This window comes from Kitasatospora kazusensis (genome assembly GCF_039529945.1).
Taxonomy (GTDB): domain Bacteria; phylum Actinomycetota; class Actinomycetes; order Streptomycetales; family Streptomycetaceae; genus Kitasatospora; species Kitasatospora kazusensis.
On record NZ_BAAANT010000002.1, the window covers coordinates 74,790 to 96,598 of the forward strand.

Here is a 21,809-nt window from a genome sequence, read left to right on the forward strand (position 1 = left end):
GCCGGTCACAGCAGCTCCGAGGCCTCCCGCTGGCCGTCCAGCTCCTTGATCAGCGCCTGCAGTTCGGACCTGATGAAGTCACGGGTCGCCACCTCGCCCAGGCCCTGCCGCAGCGCGGCGACCTCCCGGGCGAGGTACTCGGTGTCGGCGATGTTGCGGTCGCTGCGGGCCCGGTCCTGCTCCATGTTGACGCGGTCCCGGTTGTCCTGCCGGTTCTGCGCCAGCAGGATCAGCGGCGCCGCGTACGAGGCCTGGAGGGAGAGCACCAGGGTCAGGAAGATGAAGGGGTAGTTGTCGAACCGGTAGCTGCCCGGCAGCATCGTGTTCCACATCACCCAGATGACGATCACCACCGTCATCCAGACGATGAAGCGTCCGGTGCCGAGGAAGCGCGCGATCCGTTCGGAGAGCTTGGCGAACGCCTCCGGGTCGTAGGTGGGGAGCGAGATCAGCCCGGGGCGCGAGGTGCGCGGCTGGTCCAGTTTGGTGCGGGTGCCGCCGGTGGCCTCGGTGCGCGGGGTGGTGCCTTCGCGCACCCGCAGTTCGCGCAGCTGCCGCAGTTCCCGCAGCTCGCCCTGGAGCCGCTGGCGCGGGCTCTCGTCCCGGCGCCCCTTCCGGTCAGCGTCCACCGGCTTCCTCGCTCTCGTGCCCGTGATCCATCGCGGCCGCGTCGCCGCCGTGCAGGGACGACTCGCGCCAGTCCTCCGGCAGCAGGTGGTCCAGCACGTCGTCGACGGTGACGGCGCCGAGCAGGTGGTCCGCCTCGTCGACCACCGGCGCGGCCACCATGTTGTAGGTCGCCAGGTAACTGGTGATCAGCGGCAGCGGGGTGTCCGGCGGCAGCGGGTCCAGGTCGTCGTCCACGATCGAGCCGACCAGGATGTACGGGGGCTCGCGTAGCAGCCGCTGGAAGTGCACGGTGCCCAGGTACTTGCCGGTCGGTGTCTCGTTCGGCGGGCGGCAGACGTAGATCTGGGCGGCCAGCGCGGGCTTGTTGTCGGCGATCCGGACCCGGGCCAGCGCCTCGGCCACCGTCGCGTCCGGCTCCAGCACGATCGGCTCGGTGGTCATCAGACCGCCGGCGGTGTCCTCCTCGTAGGAGAGCAGCCGGCGCACCGAGGCCGCGTCCTCGGGTTCCATCAGGAGCAGCAGCCGCTCGGCGTCCGCCTCCGGCAGGTCGGAGAGCAGGTCGGCGGCGTCGTCCGGGTCCATCGCCTCCAGGACGTCGGCCGCACGCTCCTCCTTGAGCTTGCCGATGATCTCGATCTGGTCGTCCTCGGGCAGCTCCTCCAGGACGTCCGCGAGCCGGTCGTCGTCCAGCGCGGCGGCGACCTCGGCGCGGCGCTTGGGGGAGAGGTGGTGCATCACGTTGGCCAGGTCGGCCGGGCGCAGCTGCTCGAAGGTGGCCAGCAGGTTGGCCGCGCCCTGGCCCTCCTCGGCCAGCGCGAAGCCTGTCACCGCCGACCAGTCCAGCGTCAGCGTCTCGCCCTTGGCCTTGCGCAGCCGTCCGACCTTGCCGACCTGGACGAAGACCTTGCTGATCTCCCACTCGCGCACCCGGGTCTGCACCATCGCGATGTCCAGGACGGTGACGTCCTCGGTGGTCTTGGTGCGGGTGACGGTACGGTCCAGCAGCTCGGCGAGGACCAGGGTCTCGGAGGGGCGTTGTTCGAACCGCCGCATGTTGATCACGCCGGTGGTGATGACCTGCCCGGACTCCAGGCTGGTCACCCGGGTCATCGGGAGGAAGATCCGCCGCCTGCCGACCACCTCGACCACCAGGCCGAGCACGCGCGGCGGGCGGCCGCCGATCCGCAGCGAGACCACGACGTCGCGGACCCGGCCGACCTGGTCGCCGTTCGGATCGAAGACGGAGATCCCGGCGAGATGGGAGATGAAGACCCGGCTGCCTGGCCCTGCCATGGACTCCCTCTCTCTGGACGTTCCGGGCCAAGGCTACCTGGGCCGGAACCCCGCAGCCCGCCGAGCCCCCGGGGTGTGTGACGGTGCGCCACACACCCCTGGCGGCGTCAGTGCGCCGAGATCGGCTCCTGGAGCTCGGTCACCCAGGTCTCCGGGTCGCCGTCGGCCTCCAGGTAGAGCTCGCGGGCGTAGCCGGTGGAGCGGTGGCCGGTGCCGTCGATCCACCGGGCCAGGGTCTGGGCGGTGGACAGGACGGCGTCCATCGACCCGCGGTGCACGATGGTCGCGGCGTTCTCGACGGCGGGCAGGTCCACCACCGCGAAGTCGTGCCCGTCCTGCGGTGCGGCTGCCACCGGGAGGGCGGCGTGCACGGTCACCGCCTCGCCGCCGTCGGGGCCGGCCGGGGTGTAGTACGCGATGGACGGGCCGGTCGGGGTGAGGCCGGCCGTGGTCACCCGGCGGCACAGCTCCTCGAACAGCGGGCCGATCACCGGGCTGATGTGCTCCGGCTCGAATCCGGCGGCGGTGCCGGTCAGTTCGGCCACCCGGACCGCCGGGATGCGCTTGACCACTACGTCGTCGACGGGCATGTGCCCCTCACTCTCGATCGTCCGGAGCCTCGCCTCGACCCTGGTCAGCCGGGTGGCCGCCTCGGCCACCGCCGCCGCCAGGTCCGCGCGTCGCAGCCTGAGCATCCCGCGCAGCTCGTCGGCGCTCACGTCCTCGTCCAGGATCGACTGCACCTGCTGGAGCGTGAAGCCGAGGTCCTTCAGGGCGATGACCCGGTTGAGCCGGGCGAGCTGGGCGGCCTCGTAACAGCGGTAGCCGTTGAAGGGGTCGACCCGGGCGGGGCGCAGCAGCCCGATGGCGTCGTAGTGGCGCAGCATCCGGACCGACACGCGGCCGTGCTTGGCGAAGTCTCCGATGGTGAACATGATGGGTCCAGTCGACGGCCTGACACGGTGTGAGGGTCAACCCCTTGGGGGCGGCACGCTCCGCTGGGTTCCCCCGACGGGTAGGGGCAACCCCTGGGGGCGCGTGGGGGTACCTCCCGGCCGAAGGCTGGGGGAGAACTGCGCGAATCGGGAGTGACGGCCTGGTGCCTTCCGCCTCGCGCAGTTCCTCGCGCCCCTGGATAGTGCAAGTTCGGGTGAGCTGCCTTGCTCCCCTGGATGGTGCATGGCGGGCGAGCTGCACAGCTGTTCCGCGTCCCTGGGTGGTGCATGGCGGGCGAGCTGCCTACTTGCGGCGCTTCAGGAGCAGCTTCGGCAGTCCGGCCGGGATCGGCTTGCGGGTGGTCGCCGTGGAGGGCATCGGCACCGCGGCGTGCGAGTCCTCGGGCATCGCGCCGGGCTGTTCGGCGAGCGGGCCGGCCGGCTCCAGCCGGAGCACGCGGCACTCCCGGGCCCAGCGGTCGCCGATGGTGTCGGTGTCGGGGGCGTTCAGCCGCTTGCCCTTGAGCTCCTCGACCGCGCCGAGCCAGGCCTCGCTCTGCGGGGCGAGCTCGCCGACCCGGGCCGGCCAGCTCGTCAGCCGTCCCCACTTGTCCTTGCTGCGCACCGTCACGGTGGCTCCGGAGCCCGCTGTGAGACCGTGCAGCGGCTGCTCGGCGCCGTCGCCGACCACCACCACCGCGCCGTCGTGCCAGGCGTGCCAGAGGGCCCGGCTCTGCTGCTCGCCGTCGGCCCGTACCCAGAGCAGGCCGGACTTCTTCGCGGCCTCCTCCAGGAGCGCCCGGTCGAGGAAGTCGGCGGCGTCGGTCGTCGTTGGCTCCATGGCGCACCAGCGTACGGCTTCGGGCCCCGGCGGGGCCGTCCGGTGTCTCAGTGCTCAGGACGACAGTTCCATGGAGCGGTGAGTGGCCTTACCGTAGGAGCGCCCCATTTGCCTGTAGTGCCCTCATCGTCCCGACGCTCTCCGGAGGAGTCGCCGTGCCCACCGCCGCCCGGCCCGACACGACAGCCCCGCCCAGGGTCGCCGCCGAGCCCGCCCCGCACGCCCTGCCCCGGCTCGACTTCCTGCTGCTGGCCGTCTCCATCGCGGGCATCTCGCTCTCCGCCCCGCTGATCAGCGCCACCGCCGCGCCGGTGCTGGCCATCGCGCTCTGGCGCAACGTGATGTCGGTCGGCGTGCTCGGTCCGTACGCGCTGCTGCGGCACCGTGCCGAGCTGCGCGGCATCGGGCGGCGGGCGCTGCTGCTGGCGACGGCGGCCGGCGCGCTGCTCGCGGTGCACTTCGCGCTCTGGATGCCGAGTCTGCGGATGACCTCGGTGGCCTCCGCGACGGCACTGGTGACCACCACGCCGCTCTGGACGATCCTGCTGATGCGGCTCTTCGGCAGGCGCGCGCCGCGACTGGTCTGGGCGGGCATGTGCGTGGCCTTCGCGGGTGTGCTGGTGCTGACCGGCGTCGACCTGTCGCTCTCGCCGAGGGCGCTGCTCGGTGACGCGCTGGCGCTCGGAGCGGGCCTGGCGGCGGCCGGGTACATGCTGCTCGGCGCGGAGGTCCGAAGGACCGTCAGCACCACGGCCTACACGCTGGTCTGCTACGCCACCACGGCCGTGGTGCTGCTGGGCATCTGCCTGGTGGCGGGGACCCGGCTGTCCGGCTGGTCGGCCGGGGTGTGGTGGCAGATCGCGCTGCTGATGGTCGCGGCCCAGCTGCTCGGCCACTCGCTGAGCAACCGGGTGGTCCGGACGCTGGGCCCCTCGATCACCTCGACGGCGATCCTGCTGGAAACCCCGGGGGCGGCCCTGATCGCGGCGGTCTGGCTCGGCCAGCTGCCGCCGGTGGCCGCGTACCCGGCGGTCGGGTTGATCCTGCTCGGCCTGGTCCTGGTCGCCCGGGGCGGCCGACGCTGACCGTCCGTGCCCGGGGCGGCCGAGGCCGGCCGGCCGGTACCAGCGGGTAGGGTCGGGGCCATGGCGCACGACTTCCCGCTCTTCGGCGACCCTTCGGACGGCTCCGCCTCCGGTGGTGCCGCAGAGCTCTCCCGCGAGGCCGTCCTGACCGCCGTCGAGGCCCGGCTGCTGACCGCCTTCGGCGAACCCAGCGGGCGGGCGGCCGTCACCTTCCTGGGCGCCGAGCGGATCGAGGTGCTGCGCTTCGGCCCGGACGCCGAGGGCCTGGTGCGGTACGCCACGCTCGGCATGGCGGCGGCCCCGATGGCGGACCCGACCTCGATGACCGCCGACCCGGTGCGCGGACCGCGCGTCGAGTTGGTGCTCACCGTCCGTGGGGGGCGTGACGACGTGCTCCGTACGCTGGCCACCTTCGCGGCGACGCCGCAGGTGGAGGGGCTGGTGCTGGCACCCGGCGGTTCGCTCGACCTGGGGGCGCCGCTCTGGGAGGGCGCCCCGTTCACCTCGGTGCTCGCCGCCGAGCCGGGCGGTCTGGTCCCGGATCTGGAGCTCGCCGAGCCGGCCGAGCCGGTGCGGTTCCTCCCGCTGTTGCCGATGACCCCGAACGAGGCGGCGCACAAGCGGGTGCAGGGCGCGGCGGCCCTGGAGGAGCGCTGGCTGCGGCACGGCACCGACCTGCGGGACCCGCAGCGGCGGGGCGTCCCGCTCGACTGACAGTGACGACGTCCGTGGTGACGTCGTCGGCCGACCCGTCGGCCGGCCGGCCGGCCGACTGACTGACGCCTCCCGCCCGCCGACGCTTCGTCACTTGTAGTTGTGGATGAAGCCGTACACCCCGCTGGCGACCAGCTGGACGGCGATCGCCGAGAGCAGCAGCCCCGACAGCCGGGTGATCAGCACCACGCCGCCCTCCTTGATGATCCGGATGATCACCAGCGAGAAGCGCATCGTCAGCCACATGACGACGTGCATCACCACGATCGCCGTCCACACCGCCAGCTTCTCGGACTCGCCGTGCGCCCGCTGGACGGCCAGGATGACGGCGACGATCGCGCCGGGGCCCGCCAGCAGCGGGGTGCCGAGCGGGACGAGCGCGACGTTGACGTCCTTGGTCTGGGTCGGTTCCTCGATCTTGCCGGTCAGCAGGTCCAGGGCGATCAGCAGCAGCAGGATGCCGCCGGAGACCTGGAGCGCGGGGATCGACACGTGCAGGTAGTCCAGGATCTGCTGCCCGAACAGCCCGAAGGTGGTGATCACCCCCAGGGCCACCGCGGCCGCCTGCCAGGCCATCCGGCGCTGCACCCGGTGCGCCCGGCCCGAGGTGAGGGCGAGGAAGATCGGGATGGTGCCCGGCGGGTCCATGATCACGAACAGCGTGACGAAGAGTGACCCGAAGGTCGTGGCGTCGAAGAAGCCCATGATCAGGATTGTCCGGCCGGGTCGGGCGGGCCGCATGCGCAGCGCGAACACCGGCACGCCGACGGCGGCCGGGTGCGGATCGGGTGCGGGCGTGGGGCGTGGAGTGTGGCCTTGTGCCGGGCGGTCAGCGGCTGACCGGCGAGGCTCCGGTGGCCTGGGCGAGCAGCGCCTCGTACACGGCCGGGTCGGTGGTGTGCTCGCCGAGCCGGACGGTCTTGCGGCCGCCGTGGTAGTCGCTGGAGCCGGTGGTGAGCAGGCCCAGCTCGGCGGCCAGGCCGGTCAGGTGAGCCCGGGCCGGCTCGTCGTGGTCGATGTGGTCCACCTCCAGCGCGGCGAGCCCGGCCGCCGCCAGCTCGGCGACGACCTGGTCGGACACCGTCCGGCCGCGCTTGACGGCACCCGGGTGCGCGAACACCGGTACGCCGCCGGCGGCCCGGACCAGCCGGACGGCCGTCACGGGGTCGGTCTCGTGCTTGCGGACGTCGGCCCGCCCGCCGTTGGCGAGCCAGTCGGCGGTGAAGGCGTCCGAGACGGTGGCGACCACTCCCGCCTCGACCAGGGCGCTGGCGATGTGCGGCCGGCCGACCGAGCCCGCGCCGGCGATCCGCTGCACCTGCTCCCAGCTGATCGGGGCACCCAGCGCGCGGCAGCGCTCGACCACGGCCCGGCCGCGCCGGAAGCGGTCGGTGCGGACGAGTTCGCGCTCCTCGGCGAAGGCGGGTTCGGCGGGGTCGAAGAGGTACGCCAGCAGGTGCATGCTGATGCCGTCGACGTGGCAGGACAGCTCCGCGCCCGGCACCAGGGTGAGCCGGGTGCCGACGGGCAGCGCCCGGACCGCCTCGGCCGCCTCGGCGTGGCCGGACACCGTGTCGTGGTCGGTCAGGGCGACCACGTCCAGCCCGGCGGCCACGGCGGCGGCGACCAGTTCGGCGGGGGTGTCCGTGCCGTCGGAGGCGTTGCTGTGGGCGTGCAGGTCGATGCGCACGATCTCGGGTGCTCCTGACGGCTGTGCTGGCGGCTGGGCGGGTGAGCCCAGGATAGTCAGCCCAGCAGGCGCGGCGAGAGGGCCCCGCAGGGCAGCAGTTCGAGCTCGGCGCCGGCGTCCCGCAGGTCGGTGAGGACCAGTTCGTCGTACATCATCAGGGCCGAGGTCTCGGGCCAGACGATCGCCCAGAGCCAGAGCCCGCGTGCCTCGCCCACGAAGACCGCGCGGTCGCTGGGCGCTTCCGGTACGTGGAACATCGGGGTGGGGCGCCCGGCGGCGAGCAGCTTGGCGTCGGCGGGCTTGTAGAGCGAGACGGAGTCGCCCGGGTCGGGGCCGGCCAGGCCCGCGTACCGGGCGCCCAGGCCGACGCCGAGCTCCTCGGCGATCAGGACCAGCTCGCCGAAGCCGCCCAGCGGGGCCGGGCCGGAGCAGGCCACCGCCGTGGCCCTGGCGCCGGAGACGTCGTCCCCCGCGTGCGCGATGCCGGTGAACAGCCAGCCGACCGGCAGCGGCCAGGGCAGCCAGACCGGCACCTGGGAGCGGGCGACCGCGACGCCCAGGGCCTCGACACTCGGGGGCAGCACCGGCTGCATCGGGTGCACGGCGCCGTGCTGGTCGCACTGCCAGGTGTCGGAGAAGAGACCGGGTGCCCGGACCCGGCCGGCGCACCTCGGGCAGCTTGGCTCGCCCCTCATAGCCGACAACGGTCCTCCCTCCGGCCCGCCGCGTCAAGGACGATCACCCGTAGGAAGCGGGTCGCGTCACCTGCCCCGGTCGGCCCGGAAGACGGCGGAAGTCCTGCTAGGGGATGTCCCGTGCGGCGCACCGGCAAACGTGCCCTCGGCCGGACGGCGCAATGGGCGGCTCGACGGACGGGTCGACGGACGGCGCGGTGGGCGTCGCGACGGATGGCGCAGTGGACGCTCGGCGGACGGTCCGGCGGGCGGCCTGTCCGGCGGTCCGGCGGCCGGGGCGCTCGGGGTGGGCCGGGGGCTGCCGGACGCACGGACGCCCCGGCATCGACTCGTCGGCCGGCGGCCGGAGGATGACAGGGCGTCAGTGGGGTGCTGGAGCCTCGAACGCGGGGTGAGCCGGTCCGCCCCGGTTCAGACCGTCTTGCACGGTCGGATGTAGAGGCGCTCGCCGGTACGGGCGGCGGCCTCCACGAGCTTGCGGACGGTTGCGGCGTCGGCGATGAGGGTGTCGGTTGCGGCGCCTTGGACGTCGTCCAGTCGGAGGATCTCGAAACGCATGGGCCTCTCCTTTTCTGCCCCGGCGGTTCACTGGCCGGGGCTCGTTCGGTTCGGTCGGTGGTGCGGGGTGCTGCGGTGTCCTGGGAGCTACGGTGCCCCGGTCCTGCTTCCGGGCGGTTGCCCGTCCGTGAAGTCCCGGTTTCGGCTGACCGGCACCTTCAGGTCAACAGGGCTACTGAGCGCAATGATTCCCGGACAGAGTCAAATATTACCCGAGCTAAAGAATTTTGTCCCGTGTTATGTCACGTGCGGGTCGCGTCGGACCCGGCGCACCGGGGTCCGTCGCCGCAGCCGGGACGGGTGGAGCCGGGCGGGGCGGGCCGCAGCCGGGACGGGTGGAGCCGGGCGGGGCGGGCCGGCGTCGGGACGGGTGGAGCCGGGCGGGGCGGGCCGGCGTCGGGCGGGGTGGGGCAGGTCGGGGCGTTCGCGGATCAGGCCCAGAAGTCGACGAGCGCGGCGGCCGTGGCGGCGGGCTGCTCGGCGTTGGGGGAGTGGCCCGCGTCGTCGATCAGCACCCGGCGGGCGCCCAGCCGCTCGGCCATCGCGGACTGCTCGGTGACCGGCCAGGCGTAGTCCTGCACGCCCGAGAGCACCAGCTTCGGCAGCGGTACGGCCGCCAGCTCCGTGACCCGGTCGGGCGCCGCGACGAGATGCCCGGCCATGGCGGCCAGGGCTTCGGGGACGTTGGCCACCCAGCGCCGGTGCAGGAAGTCGGCGATCTCCGGGCGCAGCGGGACGGCGGGCTCCTTCTCCAGCTGCCGCATCAGCTGCCAGATCGACTCCAGGTCCATCGACTGCAACGCGTCGGCCAGCAGCTTCGTCCGGACGGCCTCGGCCGGATCGATCGCACCGGGCCCGGAGGAGAGCAGCGTCAGCGACCGCCAGGGCAGCTCCCGCCCGGCCCGCAGCACACTCTCCCGCAGCACCGTCTCCCGGACCACCTGCCCGCCGAACGAGTGCCCGAGCAGGTGCAGCGGGCCGTCGTCGGCCAGCTCGGCGGAGAGCGCCGACACGTCGTCGGCGAACTGCTCGATCGCGTAGGCGGCCCGGTCGGCGCCGCCGCCCGTCTCGTACTGCCCGCGCTGGTCGACGGCGGCCACCCGGTACCCGGCCGCCGCGAGCGGCTCCAGCAGCGCGATGAAGTCCTCCTTGCTGCCCGTGAACCCGGGCACGAGCAGTGCCGTCCCGCGCGGCGGCCCGGCCGGTACGGCCAGCAGCGCGGCGAACTCGCCCCGGGCGGTCGTCAGGCGCAGCGCCTCGGCGCAGGCGGGCAGGGCGAGGAACGGCGGGGTGCTCATCGGGCGGACTCCTGCGGGTGTCGGGGCGGGCGGTCGCCGTGCGTAGGCAGTGGCGGGAAGGGGGCGCTGCGAAGGGGGTGGGCGCCGACGGCGCGGGCGCGACCGGGGTGGACGAGGCCCGGTACGCCGACGGGCGGGCCGGATCGTGGTGATCCGGCCCGCCCGTACGTGCCGGACTGCTCAGCTCTCCGGCGTGGCCTCGGTCTCGGCGCCCGCCGGGCGGCGGGTACGGGTACGACGGCGCGGGGCCGCCGGGGCGTCCTCGGCCGGGGCCTCGGCGACGGCCTCGACCGCAGCCTCGGGGGCCTTGGCCTTGGCGCGGGACGCGCGCTTCTTCGGCGCGGCCTTCACCACGGCGGCTTCGGCGGTCTCGGCGACCGGGGCCGCCTCGACGGCGGCCTCGGCCTCGGGGGCCTTCGCCTTGGCGCGGGACGCGCGCTTGCGGGGCGCCTTCACCTCGGCGACCGGGGCAGCCTCGGCGACCGGTGCGGCCTCCACGACCGGGGCTGCTTCCGCGACCCGTGCGGCCTCGGCGACCGGTGCGCTGACCGGGGCGACGGCCTCGACGACCGCAGCGGCCTCGGCGGACGCCGTGCCCTCGGCGGTCTGGACGGCCTCCACCGCTGCGGCGTTGCGCGGGCGGCGACGGCGGCGGCGCGGGGCCTCGCCCTCGGCCGGCGCCTCGGCCGGCGCGGCGACGGCAGTGGCGGCGGTCTCCACCACGGCGGCCGCGCCCTCGGCGCCGCCGCTACGGGTGCGCCGACGCTCACGCGGCTGGCGCGCCGGACGCTCGGCCGGCTGCTCGGCGGCGGCCGGTGCGGCGCCGCCACGACCGCCACGGGCCGGACGGCCCGCCGAGCGCGAACCGCGCCCGCCGGTCTCGCCCAGGTCCTCGACGGCCTCGGCGCCCAGACCCGCCCGGGTCCGCTCGGCGCGCGGCAGCACGCCGGTGGTGCCGGGGGCGATCTTCAGCAGCTCGTAGAGGTGCGGGGAGGTCGAGTAGGTCTCCTCCGGCTCCGGGAACTTCAGGTCCAGCGCCTTGTTGATCAGCTGCCAGCGCGGGATGTCGTCCCAGTCGACCAGCGTCACGGCGGTGCCGGACGCCCCGGCGCGGCCGGTGCGGCCGATCCGGTGGAGGTAGGTCTTCTCGTCCTCCGGGCACTGGTAGTTCATGACGTGCGTGACGCCCTCGACGTCGATGCCACGGGCCGCGACGTCGGTGCAGACCAGCACGTCGACCTTGCCGGCCCGGAAGGCCCGCAGCGCCTGCTCGCGGGCGCCCTGGCCGAGGTCGCCGTGCACGGCGCCGGCCGCGAAGCCGCGCTGGGTCAGCTGGTCGGCGACGTCGGCGGCGGTCCGCTTGGTCCGGCAGAAGATCATCGCCAGGCCACGGCCCTCGGCCTGCAGGATGCGCGAGACCATCTCGACCTTGTCGAGCGAGTGCGCGCGGAAGATGTGCTGGGTGGTGTTGGCCACGGTGTGGCCGGTGTCGTCCGGCGCGGTGGCCCGGATGTGGGTCGGCTGGCTCATGTACCGGCGGGCGAGGCTGATGACCTGGCCCGGCATGGTGGCCGAGAACAGCATGGTCTGCCGCTTGGCGGGCAGCATCGTGATGATCTTCTCGACGTCGGGCAGGAAGCCCAGGTCGAGCATCTCGTCGGCCTCGTCGAGCACCAGCGCGCGGACCTTCGAGAGGTCGAGCTTGCGCTGTCCGGCCAGGTCGAGCAGGCGGCCGGGGGTGCCGACGATGATGTCGACGCCCTTGTTGAGCGCCTCGACCTGCGGCTCGTACGCCCGGCCGCCGTAGATCGCGAGCACGCGGACGTTACGGACCTTGCCGGCCGTCTGCAGGTCGTTGGTGACCTGGGTGCAGAGCTCGCGGGTCGGGACGACGATCAGCGCCTGCGGGCTCTCGGTGAGCTGCTCCTCGGTGGCGCGGCCCGCGTCGACGTCGGCGCGGACGATCACGCGCTCGATCAGCGGGAGGCCGAAACCGAGGGTCTTGCCGGTGCCGGTCTTGGCCTGGCCGATGACGTCGTGGCCGGTCAGCGCGACCGGGAGGGTCATCTCCTGGATCGGGAAGGGGTGGATGATGCCGACGGCCTCCAGGGCCTCGGCGGTCTCCGACAGGATCCCGAGCTCTCGGAAGGTGGTCTTGGCGGGTTCAGCGGTGGTGGACAGGGTGCTGCCTCTTCCATGTGGGGGGACCGAGAGCGAGAGGGCGGCGGGCAGCCACGTCGCGGCGTCCGGGCCGGTTGGGGCCGGGGGCACAGCTACGGGGTCGCACAACCGCGCCGGCCCCTGCGGCCTGCCGTCACGAGCGGCCCGGTAGCGGGCGCGTCGTCCGGCGGCGCGGGGGAGGATTCCCTGCGGGGCCATGCGCGGGACCTCCGCCGTTGCAGGCGCGGTCCGCGGCGACCCTCGCTCGGCCACTGATGCGGTGCCTAGGCTTGAAGTCCAAGCCGAGGTCGGAGCCGATCGGGTCTCCGACCGGGCATCCGCGTACGTGAGTGCCCGGTGTCCGTGGGGCGCACGCTCGTGCGCCTGGGTACATCGGGCCTCACTACCACCATACAGTCAGGCGACGACTCGAACATGTGACGCGTCCTACCTCCTTCGGCGGCCGCCTCCCGGCGGGCGCGGAGCAGCCCGGCCGGAGGGTCTAGGGTGGCGAGCCATGGAGACTCAGGCAGACGCGCAGGCAGACGGGACCTCGATCGGCGACTGGACGAGCTGCGCGGCCGACCCCGGCTACCGCGCGGCCGTGCTGGACCTGCTCGGCGCCCTCGCGTACGGCGAGCTGAGCGCGTTCGAGCGGCTCGCGGAGGACGCCAAGCTCGCCCCCGGGCTGCCCGACAAGGCGGCGCTGGCCCGGATGGCGTCCGCCGAGTTCCAGCACTACCAGCTGCTGCACGACCGCCTGGTCGAGGTCGGCGCCGACCCGACCGAGGTGATGACCCCGTTCGTCGAGCCGCTGGAGTCCTTCCACCGGATGACCGCGCCCGCGGACTGGCTGGAGGGCCTGGTCAAGGCGTACGTCGGTGACGCGATCGCGACCGACTTCTACCGCGAGGTCGCCGTCCGGCTGGACGACGACACCCGGGACCTGGTGCTGCGGGTGATGTCCGACACCGGGCACGCGCAGTTCGCCGTGGACCGGGTGCGGCAGGCGATCGAGGAGAACCCGCGGGTCGGCGGCAGGCTGGCCCTCTGGGGCCGCCGGCTGATGGGCGAGGCACTCAGCCAGGCCCAGCGGGTGGTCGCCGAGCGCGACGCGCTCTCCAACCTCCTGGTCGGCGGCGCCGTGCAGGGCTTCGACCTGGTCGAGGTCGGCAAGATGTTCAACCGCATCACCGAGGCCCACACCAAGCGCATGGCCGTCCTCGGCCTGGCCTCCTGACCCGGGCACAGGCAGGGCCGCCCCCTGATAGCTAAGGCGAACTGACAGGTAGGGGCCAACCCCAGGGGCGCGGGGAACTGCGCGAAACCGGGAGTGACGGCGCCGCACCTTCCGCTTTCGCGCAGTTCCCCGCGCCCCTGGGACAGCGCAATTTCGGGCGAGCTGCACAGCTGACCGGGGTGAGCCGCGCAACCCCTGCGGAGCAGGTCACGCGTGGCGGTGCCGCCCCCGAGAGCGCCCCGCGGCGCGGTCGGGCCGGGCCAGTACCGAGACCAGCAGGACCGAGGCGATCGCCGAGACCCCCAGGGAGACCCCCGGCAGGCGTCCGCCCAGCGCGTAGTGGGTGATCCACCCGCCGAGCAGGGCGGTCACCAGCGCCGTCGCGACGGTCAGCCCCCGGGCGCCCGGGAAGAACTCGGGCAGCAGGAGCAGCGCGCCGATCCCGACGGCCAGACCGATGAACGCGAAGCCGATCGACTCGATGAGCACGGGCTGCCTCCCGGGGCTGGCGCGGTCCTGTCGTACCTCGGCCATACCCAGCGGCCACCGCTGCCGAAACGACTGTGCCCCGCCCCTCATCAGAAAGGGCGGGGCACAGTCCTGCTGGTGCAGGCGGCTCAGAGGTTGCCGAAGCCGACCTTGCGCACGGTCTGCTCGCCGATCTCCACGTACGCCAGGCGCTCGGCCGGGACGATCACGCGGCGGCCGTGCTCGTCGGTCAGCGTGAAGAGCTTCGAGGTGCCCTCCAGCGCCTTGGCGACCGCGCTCTCGACCTCTTCGGCAGTCTGCGTGCTCTCGAGAACGATCTCTCGGGGCGCGTGCTGCACGCCGATCTTGACCTCCACGGCTTCCGTCCCTCCGGGGTTGCAGGTATCCATGCGCGACAGTCTCGAACCGGTGTTCGCGGCGACCGCGCCGTACGGCTTCACCATAGAGCACCTGGGTCGCCGTGCGAGGAAGGTCAGCTGATCACCTATTCGGCGCTGGCGCCGTCCGAGTCCTCGGCGGACTGCTCCTCGGGCTGGTCGGTCGGGTGCATCGGGAAGCCCTTGAGGCCGCGCCAGGCCAGACTGGCGACCAGCCGGACGGCCTCGTCGCGCGGGATCTCCAGACCCTGCGAGAGCCAGTAGCGCGCGGTGATCTGGGCCAGGCCGCAGACCCCGGCCGCGAGCAGCTTGGATTCGTGCTCCGGGAGGTCGGTGTCCTCCGCGATGACCTTGCTGACCAGCGTCGCGCTGGCGTCCGAGGCCCGCTCGACCCGCTCGCGGACGGCGGGCTCGTTCGTCAGGTCGGACTCGAAGACCAGTCGGAAGGCGCCGGACTCGCTGGAGACGTAGTTGAAGTACGCCTCCATGGTCGCGGCGACGCGCATCTTGTTGTCGGTGGTCGCGGACAGTGCGTTGCGGGTCGCGTCGACCAGCGCCTCGCAGTGCTTGTCGAGCAGTGCGAGGTAGAGCTCCAGCTTTCCGGGGAAGTGCTGGTAGAGCACCGGCTTGCTGACCCCGGCGCGGTCGGCGATGTCGTCCATGGCGGCAGCGTGGTACCCCTGGGCGACGAACACCTCCTGCGCGGCTCCGAGCAGTTGTTCGCGGCGGGCGCTTCGCGGCAGGCGGGCACCGCGCGGGCGCTCCTGCGCCTCTTGGATGGCCGTCACGGGCGCTCCTCACTTCACGGTCTGCGGCAGGCGCGCCCACGGTTTGGACGGTGTGCCGTGCATAGCTGGCAAGGTGGCCGATTCTACTTTCGAGTAACCGGATCTGCGCCGGTCGGAGGCGAGAAAAGCACGGCACGCCCTTGTCGGAAGCCCACAATACGGGGCTGGCCTGTGCTGTCCAGAGCGTGAGATGGCACCGGGGACGGCAGGGCCTGCCAGGGCCTCACTACCATCGTCCTCCATGAGCGCTGAGCAGCAGGTGGCGGCCCCGGCCGACCCTCTCCGTACCGAGGACTTCCGTACCGTCGCCGTACCCGGGGCCGTCCTCGCGGTCACCGGGCCCCCCGCCGGGACGGAGGGGCTGCCACCGGCCCTGTTCGTGCACGGTCTCGGCGGCTCGGGCGACAACTGGACCGAGTTGATGGCGGAACTCGCCGACGTGGTCGCGGGTGAAGCCGTGGACCTGCCCGGGTTCGGCTGGTCGGCGCCCCCGCAGGACGGCGACCTCTCGGTGTCCGGGCACGTCAGGGCGGTGATCGGGTACCTGGAGCAGTCCGGGCGCGGGCCGGTGCACCTCTTCGGCAACTCGCTCGGCGGTGCGGTGGCCGTCCGCCTCGCCGCGCTCCGCCCGGACCTGGTCCGCAGCCTGACCCTGATCTCGCCCGCCCTGCCCGAGCTGCCCCCGCAGCGCACCGCCTGGCCCACCGGCCTGATCGCGGTGCCGGGGGTGCCCGCGCTGCTCCAGCGCGTCCCGGCCGCCGGCCGGAGCGCGGAGGAGGCCACCGAGGGCCTGCTGCGCCTGGTGTACGGCGACGCGCCGGGCGTCCCGGCCGAGCGCCGCGAGCGTGCGGTGGCGGAGTACCGGCGCCGGGCGGCACTGCCGTACGCGCTGGAGGTCCTGGTGGGCAGCGCGCGGGGGATCGTCTCCGCCTACACCGAGCGCGGTGAGCAGTCGCTCTGGCGGCAGGCCGAGCAGGTCCGGGTGCCGGTGCTGCTGGTGTACGGGCTGAAGGACAAGCTGGTCTCGTACCGCTCCGCCCGCCGGGCCTGTGCCGCCTTCGCGGACGCCCGGCTGCTGGTCCTGCCGGACTCCGGGCACGTCGCGATGATGGAACACCCGGTCCAGGTGGCCCGGGCGGCGCGGGAGCTGCTGGCGCGGGGCTGAGCGTCCGGGCGGGACGGGCGGGAGGACGGGCGGGGCCGGGCCGGAGGAGCTGGAGAGGCCGCGTCCAGGCCGGACAGGCCGGACAGGCCGTCCAGGCCGGAGTGGCTGGACAGGGCCGGGCAGGGCTGCCCGGGAGCGGGCGCAGGGGTCGCCAACGCGGGTTGGCGGGGTAGGTCACGCTGGTTCACTCGTTCAGGTGGCAACCAGGCACGTGAGCGAGGAGTTGTCGGCCCCTCGCTCTACCTTCGTGATGTCGGACCGAACAGATGTGGGGGAGCAGCAGCCGTCGGGTGCCCAAGGGGCGGCTGCGAGAAAGGGCGTCGAGCGCTACGCCCGGGGTCACGGCCGCAGGGAGAGCGGTCGGCGGCCCGGGCGGCGCTGCCGAGCCCGTCGAGGGCCGCGCCCTCCTTCTGAGTACTGGCCTTCTGAGTACGGGCGTACTGGCTGATCAGGCTCCCGGTCGTGACGAAGTTGCACTCCTGGTCCATCGAACCGCTCCGCTCTGCTCTGCTCTGGAGGTCGTCGTGCGCATTGCTCTGCTCACCGAGGGCGTTCATCCGTACGCACCGCGTACCGGTGGCGGCTGGTGCGGCCGGCTCGTCGAAGGGCTGGCCGAGCACGATTTCCGGCTGTACCTGCTGTCCACGGGCGCTGCGGCCGACCGGGCCGACGAGGCCGATCGGGCCGAGCCCCCCGGCGTCGTGCACGAGCTGCCGATGTGGGGGCGGCGGCCGGCCGGCCGGGGCCCCTCGCTGCACCGGCGGCGGCTCTACGTCCGCGCCTACCGCGACCTGGTCCGCGCACTGGTGCTGCCGGGCGAGCGCGCCGGGTTCGCCGACGGGCTGTACCGGCTCGCCGCGCTCGCCCGTGAGGACGGCGCGCTGCCCGCCTTCCTCGCCTCCGGCCAGGCCCGGCGCACCCTGGAGCAGGAGTGGGGCTCGCCCGGTGCGGACACCGCCGCCGGGCAGCCGCAGGTCCGCGACGTACTGGTCGCGGGGGATCTGCTGGAGCAGTGCCTGCGCCCGCTCTCCGCCCCCTGGTACGGCACCGGCGAGCAGGGCCTCGGCGGGGTGGACCTCTGCCACGTGGTCGGCGGTGGCCCGGCCGCCCTGCCCGCGCTGGCGGCCAAGCACCTGCACGGCGTGCCGTTCGTGCTCACCGAGCACGGTCTGCACCTGCGCGAGCAGTACCGCAGCTACCGCACCGCGCCCTACCGCTGGCCCGTCCGGGCCCTGCTGCTCGGCTTCTTCCGGCTGCTCGCCGAGGAAACGTACCGGCAGGCCGCCGTGCTGACCCCGGGCAGCGCCTACGACCAGCACTGGCAGCTGCGCTGCGGCGCCGACCCGGCCCGGACCAGGGTGGTCCACGAGGGCACCCCGGCGGTGACCCGCGCGGCCGCCGGGCCCGAGCCCGAGCAGCCGACCCTGGTCTGGGCCGGGGCGCTGGAGCCCGGCCGCGATCCGGCCCTGATGCTGCACGCCTTCGCCCGGGTGCGCGCCGAGCTGCCCGGGGCCCGGCTGCGGATGTACGGCGAGGAAGGCGTGCCCGGGTACCTCGCGCACTGCCGGGCGGTCGCCGACCGGCTGGGGCTCGGCGGCTCGGTCACCTTCGAGGGCCGGCCGGCCGGTACGGCCCGGGCGTGGGAGGCGGGCAGCGTGGTGGTCTTCTCGGCGCTCGCGCAGCGCAGCCCCCGCCTGCTCGCCGACGCGATGCTGAGCGGGCGCGCGGTGGTCTCCACCGAGGTCGGCGTCGCGAGGGAGGTGGTCGGCCCGACCGGTCTGCTGGTCCCGCCACGCAGCCCGCAGTCGCTGGCCGGCGCCTGCCTGGCCCTGTTGCGGGACGAGGAGCGCAGAGCCCGGCTCGGCCTGGCCGGGAGACTGCGTGCGCAGGAGCGTTTCGCCGTCGAGCCGGTGGTGGCGGCCTTCCGCGAGATCTACCTGGAGCTGCTCTCGCAGTGGCCGGCCTTCCCGGCCGGTGACGGCCCGGCGGTGGACGCGCTGCGTCCCTTCGCCCGGCCGGTCGAGTACTGGGTGCGGGGTGTGCGGGCGGCCGCCGAGTCGCCCGCCGAGCGGCCGTCGCAGGGCCCGCCCCAGCGCCTGTCCGAGGCTGTGACCGACACCGAGCCGGGGGTCGCCGAGCCGGGGGCGTTGGCGGAGGCGGTCTGATGGCCGGCCAACAGCCGGGCTCCGGCACCGAGCGGCCGGCCGGCCTGCCGGGCGACCCGGTACGCGAGCTGATGGACCGGCACCGCGCCCTCTGCGAGCAGGCCGTCGACGCACTGGACATCGCCGCCGGGCTGGAGGACAGCGGCCTCGGCCCGGCCGAGGCCGCCCGCTACCGGCACGTGGACGTCTTCGCCCTGGCCGAGGAGCTGTACGCCCGGGTCCCGCGCCGCCCACCCGATCCGCAGCCGCCCGCGCGCGGCACCCACTGGCAGCGGCGGACGGGCCGGGCGCTGCGCAGCTCCGCGCTGCACGCGCTGCCCTGCGCCGTCCTGCTCGGCTCCCGGGCACTGCCGCCACCGGTCGCGTTGGCGCTGCTCGCCGTCTGCGGCGCCTGGCTGGCCCGGGTTGCCGCGGGCAGACGGGAGCGGCCCCGGCCCGACCGGCGGTCCGGCTCCGGATACGGAGCCGGGGTCGGTTCCGGGCTCGGTGCGGGGCTCGGCTACGGGCTCGGGGTCGCGCTGCTGCTCGCCGTGCCGCTCCGGGCGCGGGAGCCCGAGGCCGCATTCGGTCTGGCCGCCGCGCTGGGCGTCGGATCGGTCGAGTGGTCGGCCGGCTGGCTCCGGCAGGCTGCCCGCGACCACCTCGGCTCGGCCAGGACCTTGGCCGAGTTCCGGGCCCGGATGCGGCCGGCCCTGCCGGTGGCCGTACTGCTGCACCTGGCTGTGCTCGCCGTGCTCTGTTTCGCCGCCCTGTCCGTGCTCACCGTGCTCGCGCCCCGGCCCGGGCCGGGCGGGCTGCTGCACCAGGCGGCGCTGCGGGCCTCCGGTGCGCAGTGGGCCGGGGCGGCCGCGCTCGGCCTGCTGCTGGTCTCCGCCGCCGTCCTGCGGTACAGCGGCCGGTCCGCTCCGGCCGCGGCCGGGCTGGTCGGCGCCGGGGCGGGCAGCGCGCTGCTGACGGCCCTCCGGTACGACCCCGGCACGGCGCAGCTGCTCTGCTGCGGCGCGGCGGCGGCCCTGCTGCTCCCCTACGCCTGGGCGGTCCTCGGGCGCGTCCCGGGGTACCTCGGCCCGACCGCCGTTCCCTGACCTCCATCCGCTCCCGACTCGTACCCGTTCCTGACCCCCACCCGCTCCCGACCCCGCCCGATCACTCGCAATCCGCCGGGCCCGCACGGGCCGGGCTTCGTGGAAGGACACCCCCGATGAGGGTGCTGCTGCTGGGCGCCGACGGTTTCATCGGCCGCCGGGTCGCCGACCGTCTCCTGGCCGACCAGGAACTCCAGGTCACCGTGCTCGGCCGACGTGACTCCGCCGACATCCGATTCGACCTGACGGCGGGCAGCCCCGGCGCACTGTCGAGGTTCCTGGACGCGGTGGCCCCCCAGGTGGTGATCAACTGCGCCGGGGTGACGTACGGGACGTCGCGCGCCTTGATCAAGGCCAACACGCTGGCCGTCGCCACGGTCTGCGAGGCGATCCGCCGCAGCCGGGAGCCGGCCCGGCTGGTGCACGTGGGTTCGGCGGCCGAGTACGGCCCGATGCCGGCCGGTGCCCCGATCGCGGAGACCGCCGAGCCCCGGCCGGTCGGCCCGTACGGGGTGTCCAAGCTGGCCGGTACCGAGCTGGTGATCTCGTCCGGGCTGGACGCCGCGGTGCTGCGGGTCTTCGACGTGGTCGGTCCCGGTTCGCCGACGGCCTCGCTGTTCGGGCGGCTCTCCGAGGGTCTGCGGCGCGCCCTGGAGCACGGCGAGCACCAGGTGCGGATGCCGGACCTGTCCGGATACCGGGATTTCGTGGACGTGCGGGACGTCGCCCGGGCGATCCAGGCGGCGGCGGTGTCCGCCGCCACCGGGGTGATCAACATCGGCAGCGGCCATGCCGTCCGGGCCCGGGACGCGGCCCAGCTGCTCGTCCGGGCCTCCGGTTTCGAGGGCACGATCAGCGAGGACGCCCGGCAGGTCCTGCTCCCGAGCCAGCCGGCGGCCACCGCCGAGCACCATGGCCACCGGGGTGCGGACCAGCACCGCACCCACGAGCCGCGTCCCGTCATGGAGCCCGTCCAGTGGCGCCAGGCGGACGTCCGGACGGCCCGGGACCGTCTCGGCTGGCGGACACAGGTCCCGCTGGAGGAGTCGCTCGGCGACATCTGGATGGAGACCGCCTGCCGGGTCTGAGACACCCCGGCGGCGCCCGGCGGAGTCCTCCGGCACCCCGCCGCGGCTCAACCAGGCGGATCGGGCCGGGTGGGGCGGGCCGCGGGCCGGGTGGCGGCCCGATCCCACCATCCGGCGCCGACCGTCTCGCCCATTGGACCAGCTGTCTCGGAATACCGAGGGGGCGTGACACTGTTGGCGTAGCTGAATCGAAGCTCAAACCGATATGACGACGACCATCGGAGTCCCCGTGTCGCTGCCACCCCTGGTCGAGCCGGCCGCCGAGCTCACCGTTGACGAGGTCCGCCGGTACTCCCGCCACCTGATCATTCCCGATGTCGGGATGGCCGGGCAGAAGCGGCTGAAGAACGCGAAGGTGCTGTGCGTCGGCGCCGGTGGCCTCGGATCACCGGCCCTGATGTACCTGGCCGCCGCCGGTGTGGGCACGCTCGGCATCGTCGAGTTCGACACCGTCGACGAGTCCAACCTCCAGCGCCAGATCATCCACGGCCACTCCGACATCGGTCGTTCCAAGGCGGAGTCCGCCCGGGACTCGGTCAAGGAGATCAACCCGTACGTCGAGGTGATCCTGCACGAGGAGCGCCTCGACAACTCCAACGTGATGGAGATCTTCTCCGGCTACGACCTGATCGTCGACGGCACGGACAACTTCGCCACCCGGTACCTGGTGAACGACGCCGCGGTGCTGCTCGGCAAGCCGTACGTCTGGGGCTCGATCTACCGCTTCGACGGCCAGGCCAGCGTCTTCTGGGCCGAGCACGGCCCCTGCTACCGCTGCCTCTACCCGGAGGCCCCGCCGCCAGGCATGGTCCCGTCCTGCGCCGAGGGCGGCGTGCTCGGCGTGCTGTGCGCCTCGATCGGCTCGATCCAGGTGACCGAGGCGATCAAGCTGCTGGCCGGTGTCGGTGACCCGCTGGTCGGCCGCCTGATGATCTACGACGCCCTGGAGATGACCTACCGCCAGGTCAAGGTCCGCAAGGACCCGAACTGCGCGGTCTGCAGCGAGAACCCGACGGTCACCGAGCTGATCGACTACGAGGCGTTCTGCGGAGTCGTGTCGGAGGAGGCCCAGGCCGCCGCCGCGGGTTCCACCATCACCTCCAAGCAGCTCAAGGCCTGGCAGGACGAGAACGAGGACATCTTCCTCGTCGACGTCCGCGAGCCCAACGAGTACGAGATCGTCAGCATCCCGGGTGCCACGCTCATCCCGAAGGGCGAGTTCCTGATGGGCACCGCGCTGGAGCTGATGCCGCAGGACAAGAAGATCGTGCTGCACTGCAAGACGGGTGTCCGCTCCGCCGAGGTGCTGGCCGTCCTCAAGGCGGCCGGTTTCTCGGACGCCGTCCACCTGGGCGGCGGCGTGGTCGGCTGGGTCAACCAGATCGAGCCGGAGAAGCCCATCTACTAGAGACCGGCCACGGCCAGGGGCGCGGGGAACTGCGCGAGTCGGAAGGTGCGGCGCCGTCACTTCCGATTTCGCGCAGTTCCCCGCGCCCCTGGCCTCGTCTGCCCT

Annotated in this window: 21 protein-coding genes; 8 read left to right on the plus strand and 13 right to left on the minus strand. The window is 73.8% G+C overall.

From position 1 onward, the window contains the following. Positions 1-5: 5 nt before the first annotated feature. The 4 genes from ABD330_RS02480 to ABD330_RS02495 all read right to left on the minus strand — a co-directional run bounded on the left by ABD330_RS02480 (position 6) and on the right by ABD330_RS02495 (position 3,699). On the minus strand, positions 6-629 hold the full coding sequence (locus ABD330_RS02480) for a DUF1003 domain-containing protein (protein WP_425555411.1): 624 nt from the start codon (positions 627-629) through the stop codon (positions 6-8). Next, complete coding sequence (locus tag ABD330_RS02485; protein WP_344460144.1) at positions 619-1,923, minus strand: magnesium transporter MgtE N-terminal domain-containing protein; 1,305 nt, start codon at positions 1,921-1,923, stop codon at positions 619-621. Before ABD330_RS02485 ends, ABD330_RS02480 begins: the two co-directional genes overlap by 11 nt. A gap of 107 nt (positions 1,924-2,030) precedes the next feature. Beyond that, positions 2,031-2,858: a MerR family transcriptional regulator gene (locus ABD330_RS02490; protein WP_344460146.1), complete on the minus strand. Its 828-nt coding sequence runs from the start codon at positions 2,856-2,858 to the stop codon at positions 2,031-2,033. Between the two features lie 304 nt (positions 2,859-3,162). Continuing rightward, complete coding sequence (locus ABD330_RS02495) at positions 3,163-3,699, minus strand: pyridoxamine 5'-phosphate oxidase family protein (RefSeq protein ID WP_344460147.1); 537 nt, start codon at positions 3,697-3,699, stop codon at positions 3,163-3,165. Between the two features lie 155 nt (positions 3,700-3,854). Here ABD330_RS02495 and ABD330_RS02500 point away from each other — a divergent pair, with 155 nt between their 5' ends. Both ABD330_RS02500 and ABD330_RS02505 read left to right on the plus strand, forming a co-directional pair. Beyond that, on the plus strand, positions 3,855-4,784 hold the full coding sequence (locus tag ABD330_RS02500; protein WP_425555412.1) for a DMT family transporter: 930 nt from the start codon (positions 3,855-3,857) through the stop codon (positions 4,782-4,784). 60 nt (positions 4,785-4,844) lie between these two features. Then, the gene (locus tag ABD330_RS02505) at positions 4,845-5,498 is read left to right on the plus strand and encodes a suppressor of fused domain protein (protein ID WP_344460149.1); all 654 of its coding nucleotides are present in this window, start codon (positions 4,845-4,847) and stop codon (positions 5,496-5,498) included. Positions 5,499-5,588: 90 nt separating this feature from the next. Here the strand turns inward: ABD330_RS02505 and ABD330_RS02510 are convergent, their stop codons facing one another. From ABD330_RS02510 to ABD330_RS02535, 6 genes are all read right to left on the minus strand, one after another. Continuing rightward, positions 5,589-6,203 carry a MarC family protein gene (locus ABD330_RS02510; RefSeq protein ID WP_344460150.1) on the minus strand — a complete coding sequence of 205 codons (615 nt, stop codon included), beginning with the start codon at positions 6,201-6,203 and terminating at the stop codon, positions 5,589-5,591. 124 nt (positions 6,204-6,327) lie between these two features. Next, positions 6,328-7,188, minus strand: a complete 861-nt coding sequence (locus tag ABD330_RS02515) for a PHP domain-containing protein (RefSeq protein ID WP_344460152.1) — start codon at positions 7,186-7,188, stop codon at positions 6,328-6,330. A gap of 56 nt (positions 7,189-7,244) precedes the next feature. After that, positions 7,245-7,883, minus strand: a complete 639-nt coding sequence (locus tag ABD330_RS02520; RefSeq protein WP_344460153.1) for a DUF6758 family protein — start codon at positions 7,881-7,883, stop codon at positions 7,245-7,247. A 411-nt stretch (positions 7,884-8,294) separates the two neighbouring features. Continuing rightward, the gene (locus ABD330_RS02525; protein ID WP_344460155.1) at positions 8,295-8,441 is read right to left on the minus strand and encodes a hypothetical protein; all 147 of its coding nucleotides are present in this window, start codon (positions 8,439-8,441) and stop codon (positions 8,295-8,297) included. A gap of 431 nt (positions 8,442-8,872) precedes the next feature. Beyond that, complete coding sequence (locus ABD330_RS02530; protein ID WP_344460156.1) at positions 8,873-9,739, minus strand: alpha/beta fold hydrolase; 867 nt, start codon at positions 9,737-9,739, stop codon at positions 8,873-8,875. A gap of 180 nt (positions 9,740-9,919) precedes the next feature. After that, a complete protein-coding gene (locus ABD330_RS02535; RefSeq protein WP_425555413.1) occupies positions 9,920-12,010 on the minus strand; it encodes a DEAD/DEAH box helicase in 2,091 nt (696 codons plus the stop codon). A gap of 406 nt (positions 12,011-12,416) precedes the next feature. On the opposite strand from ABD330_RS02535, the gene ABD330_RS02540 reads away from it, so the two are divergent. Continuing rightward, positions 12,417-13,139, plus strand: a complete 723-nt coding sequence (locus ABD330_RS02540; RefSeq protein ID WP_344460158.1) for a ferritin-like fold-containing protein — start codon at positions 12,417-12,419, stop codon at positions 13,137-13,139. Positions 13,140-13,346: 207 nt separating this feature from the next. On the opposite strand, the gene ABD330_RS02545 is transcribed toward ABD330_RS02540, so the two are convergent. From ABD330_RS02545 to ABD330_RS02555, 3 genes are all read right to left on the minus strand, one after another. Continuing rightward, a complete protein-coding gene (locus tag ABD330_RS02545; protein WP_344460160.1) occupies positions 13,347-13,628 on the minus strand; it encodes a hypothetical protein in 282 nt (93 codons plus the stop codon). Positions 13,629-13,756: 128 nt separating this feature from the next. Next, a complete protein-coding gene (locus tag ABD330_RS02550; protein ID WP_344460604.1) occupies positions 13,757-13,984 on the minus strand; it encodes a DUF3107 domain-containing protein in 228 nt (75 codons plus the stop codon). Between the two features lie 128 nt (positions 13,985-14,112). After that, on the minus strand, positions 14,113-14,793 hold the full coding sequence (locus ABD330_RS02555) for a TetR/AcrR family transcriptional regulator (RefSeq protein ID WP_344460161.1): 681 nt from the start codon (positions 14,791-14,793) through the stop codon (positions 14,113-14,115). Positions 14,794-15,034: 241 nt separating this feature from the next. Here ABD330_RS02555 and ABD330_RS02560 point away from each other — a divergent pair, with 241 nt between their 5' ends. The 5 genes from ABD330_RS02560 to moeZ all read left to right on the plus strand — a co-directional run bounded on the left by ABD330_RS02560 (position 15,035) and on the right by moeZ (position 21,704). Then, positions 15,035-15,958: an alpha/beta fold hydrolase gene (locus ABD330_RS02560; RefSeq protein ID WP_344460163.1), complete on the plus strand. Its 924-nt coding sequence runs from the start codon at positions 15,035-15,037 to the stop codon at positions 15,956-15,958. A gap of 524 nt (positions 15,959-16,482) precedes the next feature. Next, a complete protein-coding gene (locus tag ABD330_RS02565; RefSeq protein WP_344460164.1) occupies positions 16,483-18,123 on the plus strand; it encodes a DUF3492 domain-containing protein in 1,641 nt (546 codons plus the stop codon). Beyond that, on the plus strand, positions 18,123-19,208 hold the full coding sequence (locus tag ABD330_RS02570) for a hypothetical protein (protein WP_344460166.1): 1,086 nt from the start codon (positions 18,123-18,125) through the stop codon (positions 19,206-19,208). The genes ABD330_RS02565 and ABD330_RS02570 overlap by 1 nt, the downstream gene beginning before the upstream one ends. Positions 19,209-19,324: 116 nt before the next feature. Beyond that, positions 19,325-20,296 (plus strand): NAD-dependent epimerase/dehydratase family protein, encoded by a 972-nt coding sequence (locus tag ABD330_RS02575; RefSeq protein ID WP_344460167.1) that lies wholly within the window; start codon positions 19,325-19,327, stop codon positions 20,294-20,296. Positions 20,297-20,525: 229 nt separating this feature from the next. After that, entirely contained in the window at positions 20,526-21,704 is a 1,179-nt protein-coding gene (moeZ, locus tag ABD330_RS02580) for an adenylyltransferase/sulfurtransferase MoeZ (protein WP_344460169.1), read from the plus strand. The last annotated feature ends 105 nt before the right edge of the window (positions 21,705-21,809 follow it).

What these genes read in the sequence shown, in the direction of transcription:
- ABD330_RS02495 (WP_344460147.1), bottom strand. Translation starts at nt 3,699, where the DNA reads ATGGAGCCAACGACGACCGACGCCGCCGACTTCCTCGACCGGGCGCTC.
- ABD330_RS02575 (WP_344460167.1), top strand. Translation starts at nt 19,325, where the DNA reads ATGAGGGTGCTGCTGCTGGGCGCCGACGGTTTCATCGGCCGCCGGGTC.
- ABD330_RS02530 (WP_344460156.1), bottom strand. Translation starts at nt 9,739, where the DNA reads ATGAGCACCCCGCCGTTCCTCGCCCTGCCCGCCTGCGCCGAGGCGCTG.
- ABD330_RS02560 (WP_344460163.1), top strand. Translation starts at nt 15,035, where the DNA reads ATGAGCGCTGAGCAGCAGGTGGCGGCCCCGGCCGACCCTCTCCGTACC.
- ABD330_RS02570 (WP_344460166.1), top strand. Translation starts at nt 18,123, where the DNA reads ATGGCCGGCCAACAGCCGGGCTCCGGCACCGAGCGGCCGGCCGGCCTG.
- ABD330_RS02505 (WP_344460149.1), top strand. Translation starts at nt 4,845, where the DNA reads ATGGCGCACGACTTCCCGCTCTTCGGCGACCCTTCGGACGGCTCCGCC.
- ABD330_RS02490 (WP_344460146.1), bottom strand. Translation starts at nt 2,858, where the DNA reads ATGTTCACCATCGGAGACTTCGCCAAGCACGGCCGCGTGTCGGTCCGG.
- ABD330_RS02485 (WP_344460144.1), bottom strand. Translation starts at nt 1,923, where the DNA reads ATGGCAGGGCCAGGCAGCCGGGTCTTCATCTCCCATCTCGCCGGGATC.
- ABD330_RS02520 (WP_344460153.1), bottom strand. Translation starts at nt 7,883, where the DNA reads ATGAGGGGCGAGCCAAGCTGCCCGAGGTGCGCCGGCCGGGTCCGGGCA.
- ABD330_RS02525 (WP_344460155.1), bottom strand. Translation starts at nt 8,441, where the DNA reads ATGCGTTTCGAGATCCTCCGACTGGACGACGTCCAAGGCGCCGCAACC.
- ABD330_RS02510 (WP_344460150.1), bottom strand. Translation starts at nt 6,203, where the DNA reads ATGGGCTTCTTCGACGCCACGACCTTCGGGTCACTCTTCGTCACGCTG.
- ABD330_RS02540 (WP_344460158.1), top strand. Translation starts at nt 12,417, where the DNA reads ATGGAGACTCAGGCAGACGCGCAGGCAGACGGGACCTCGATCGGCGAC.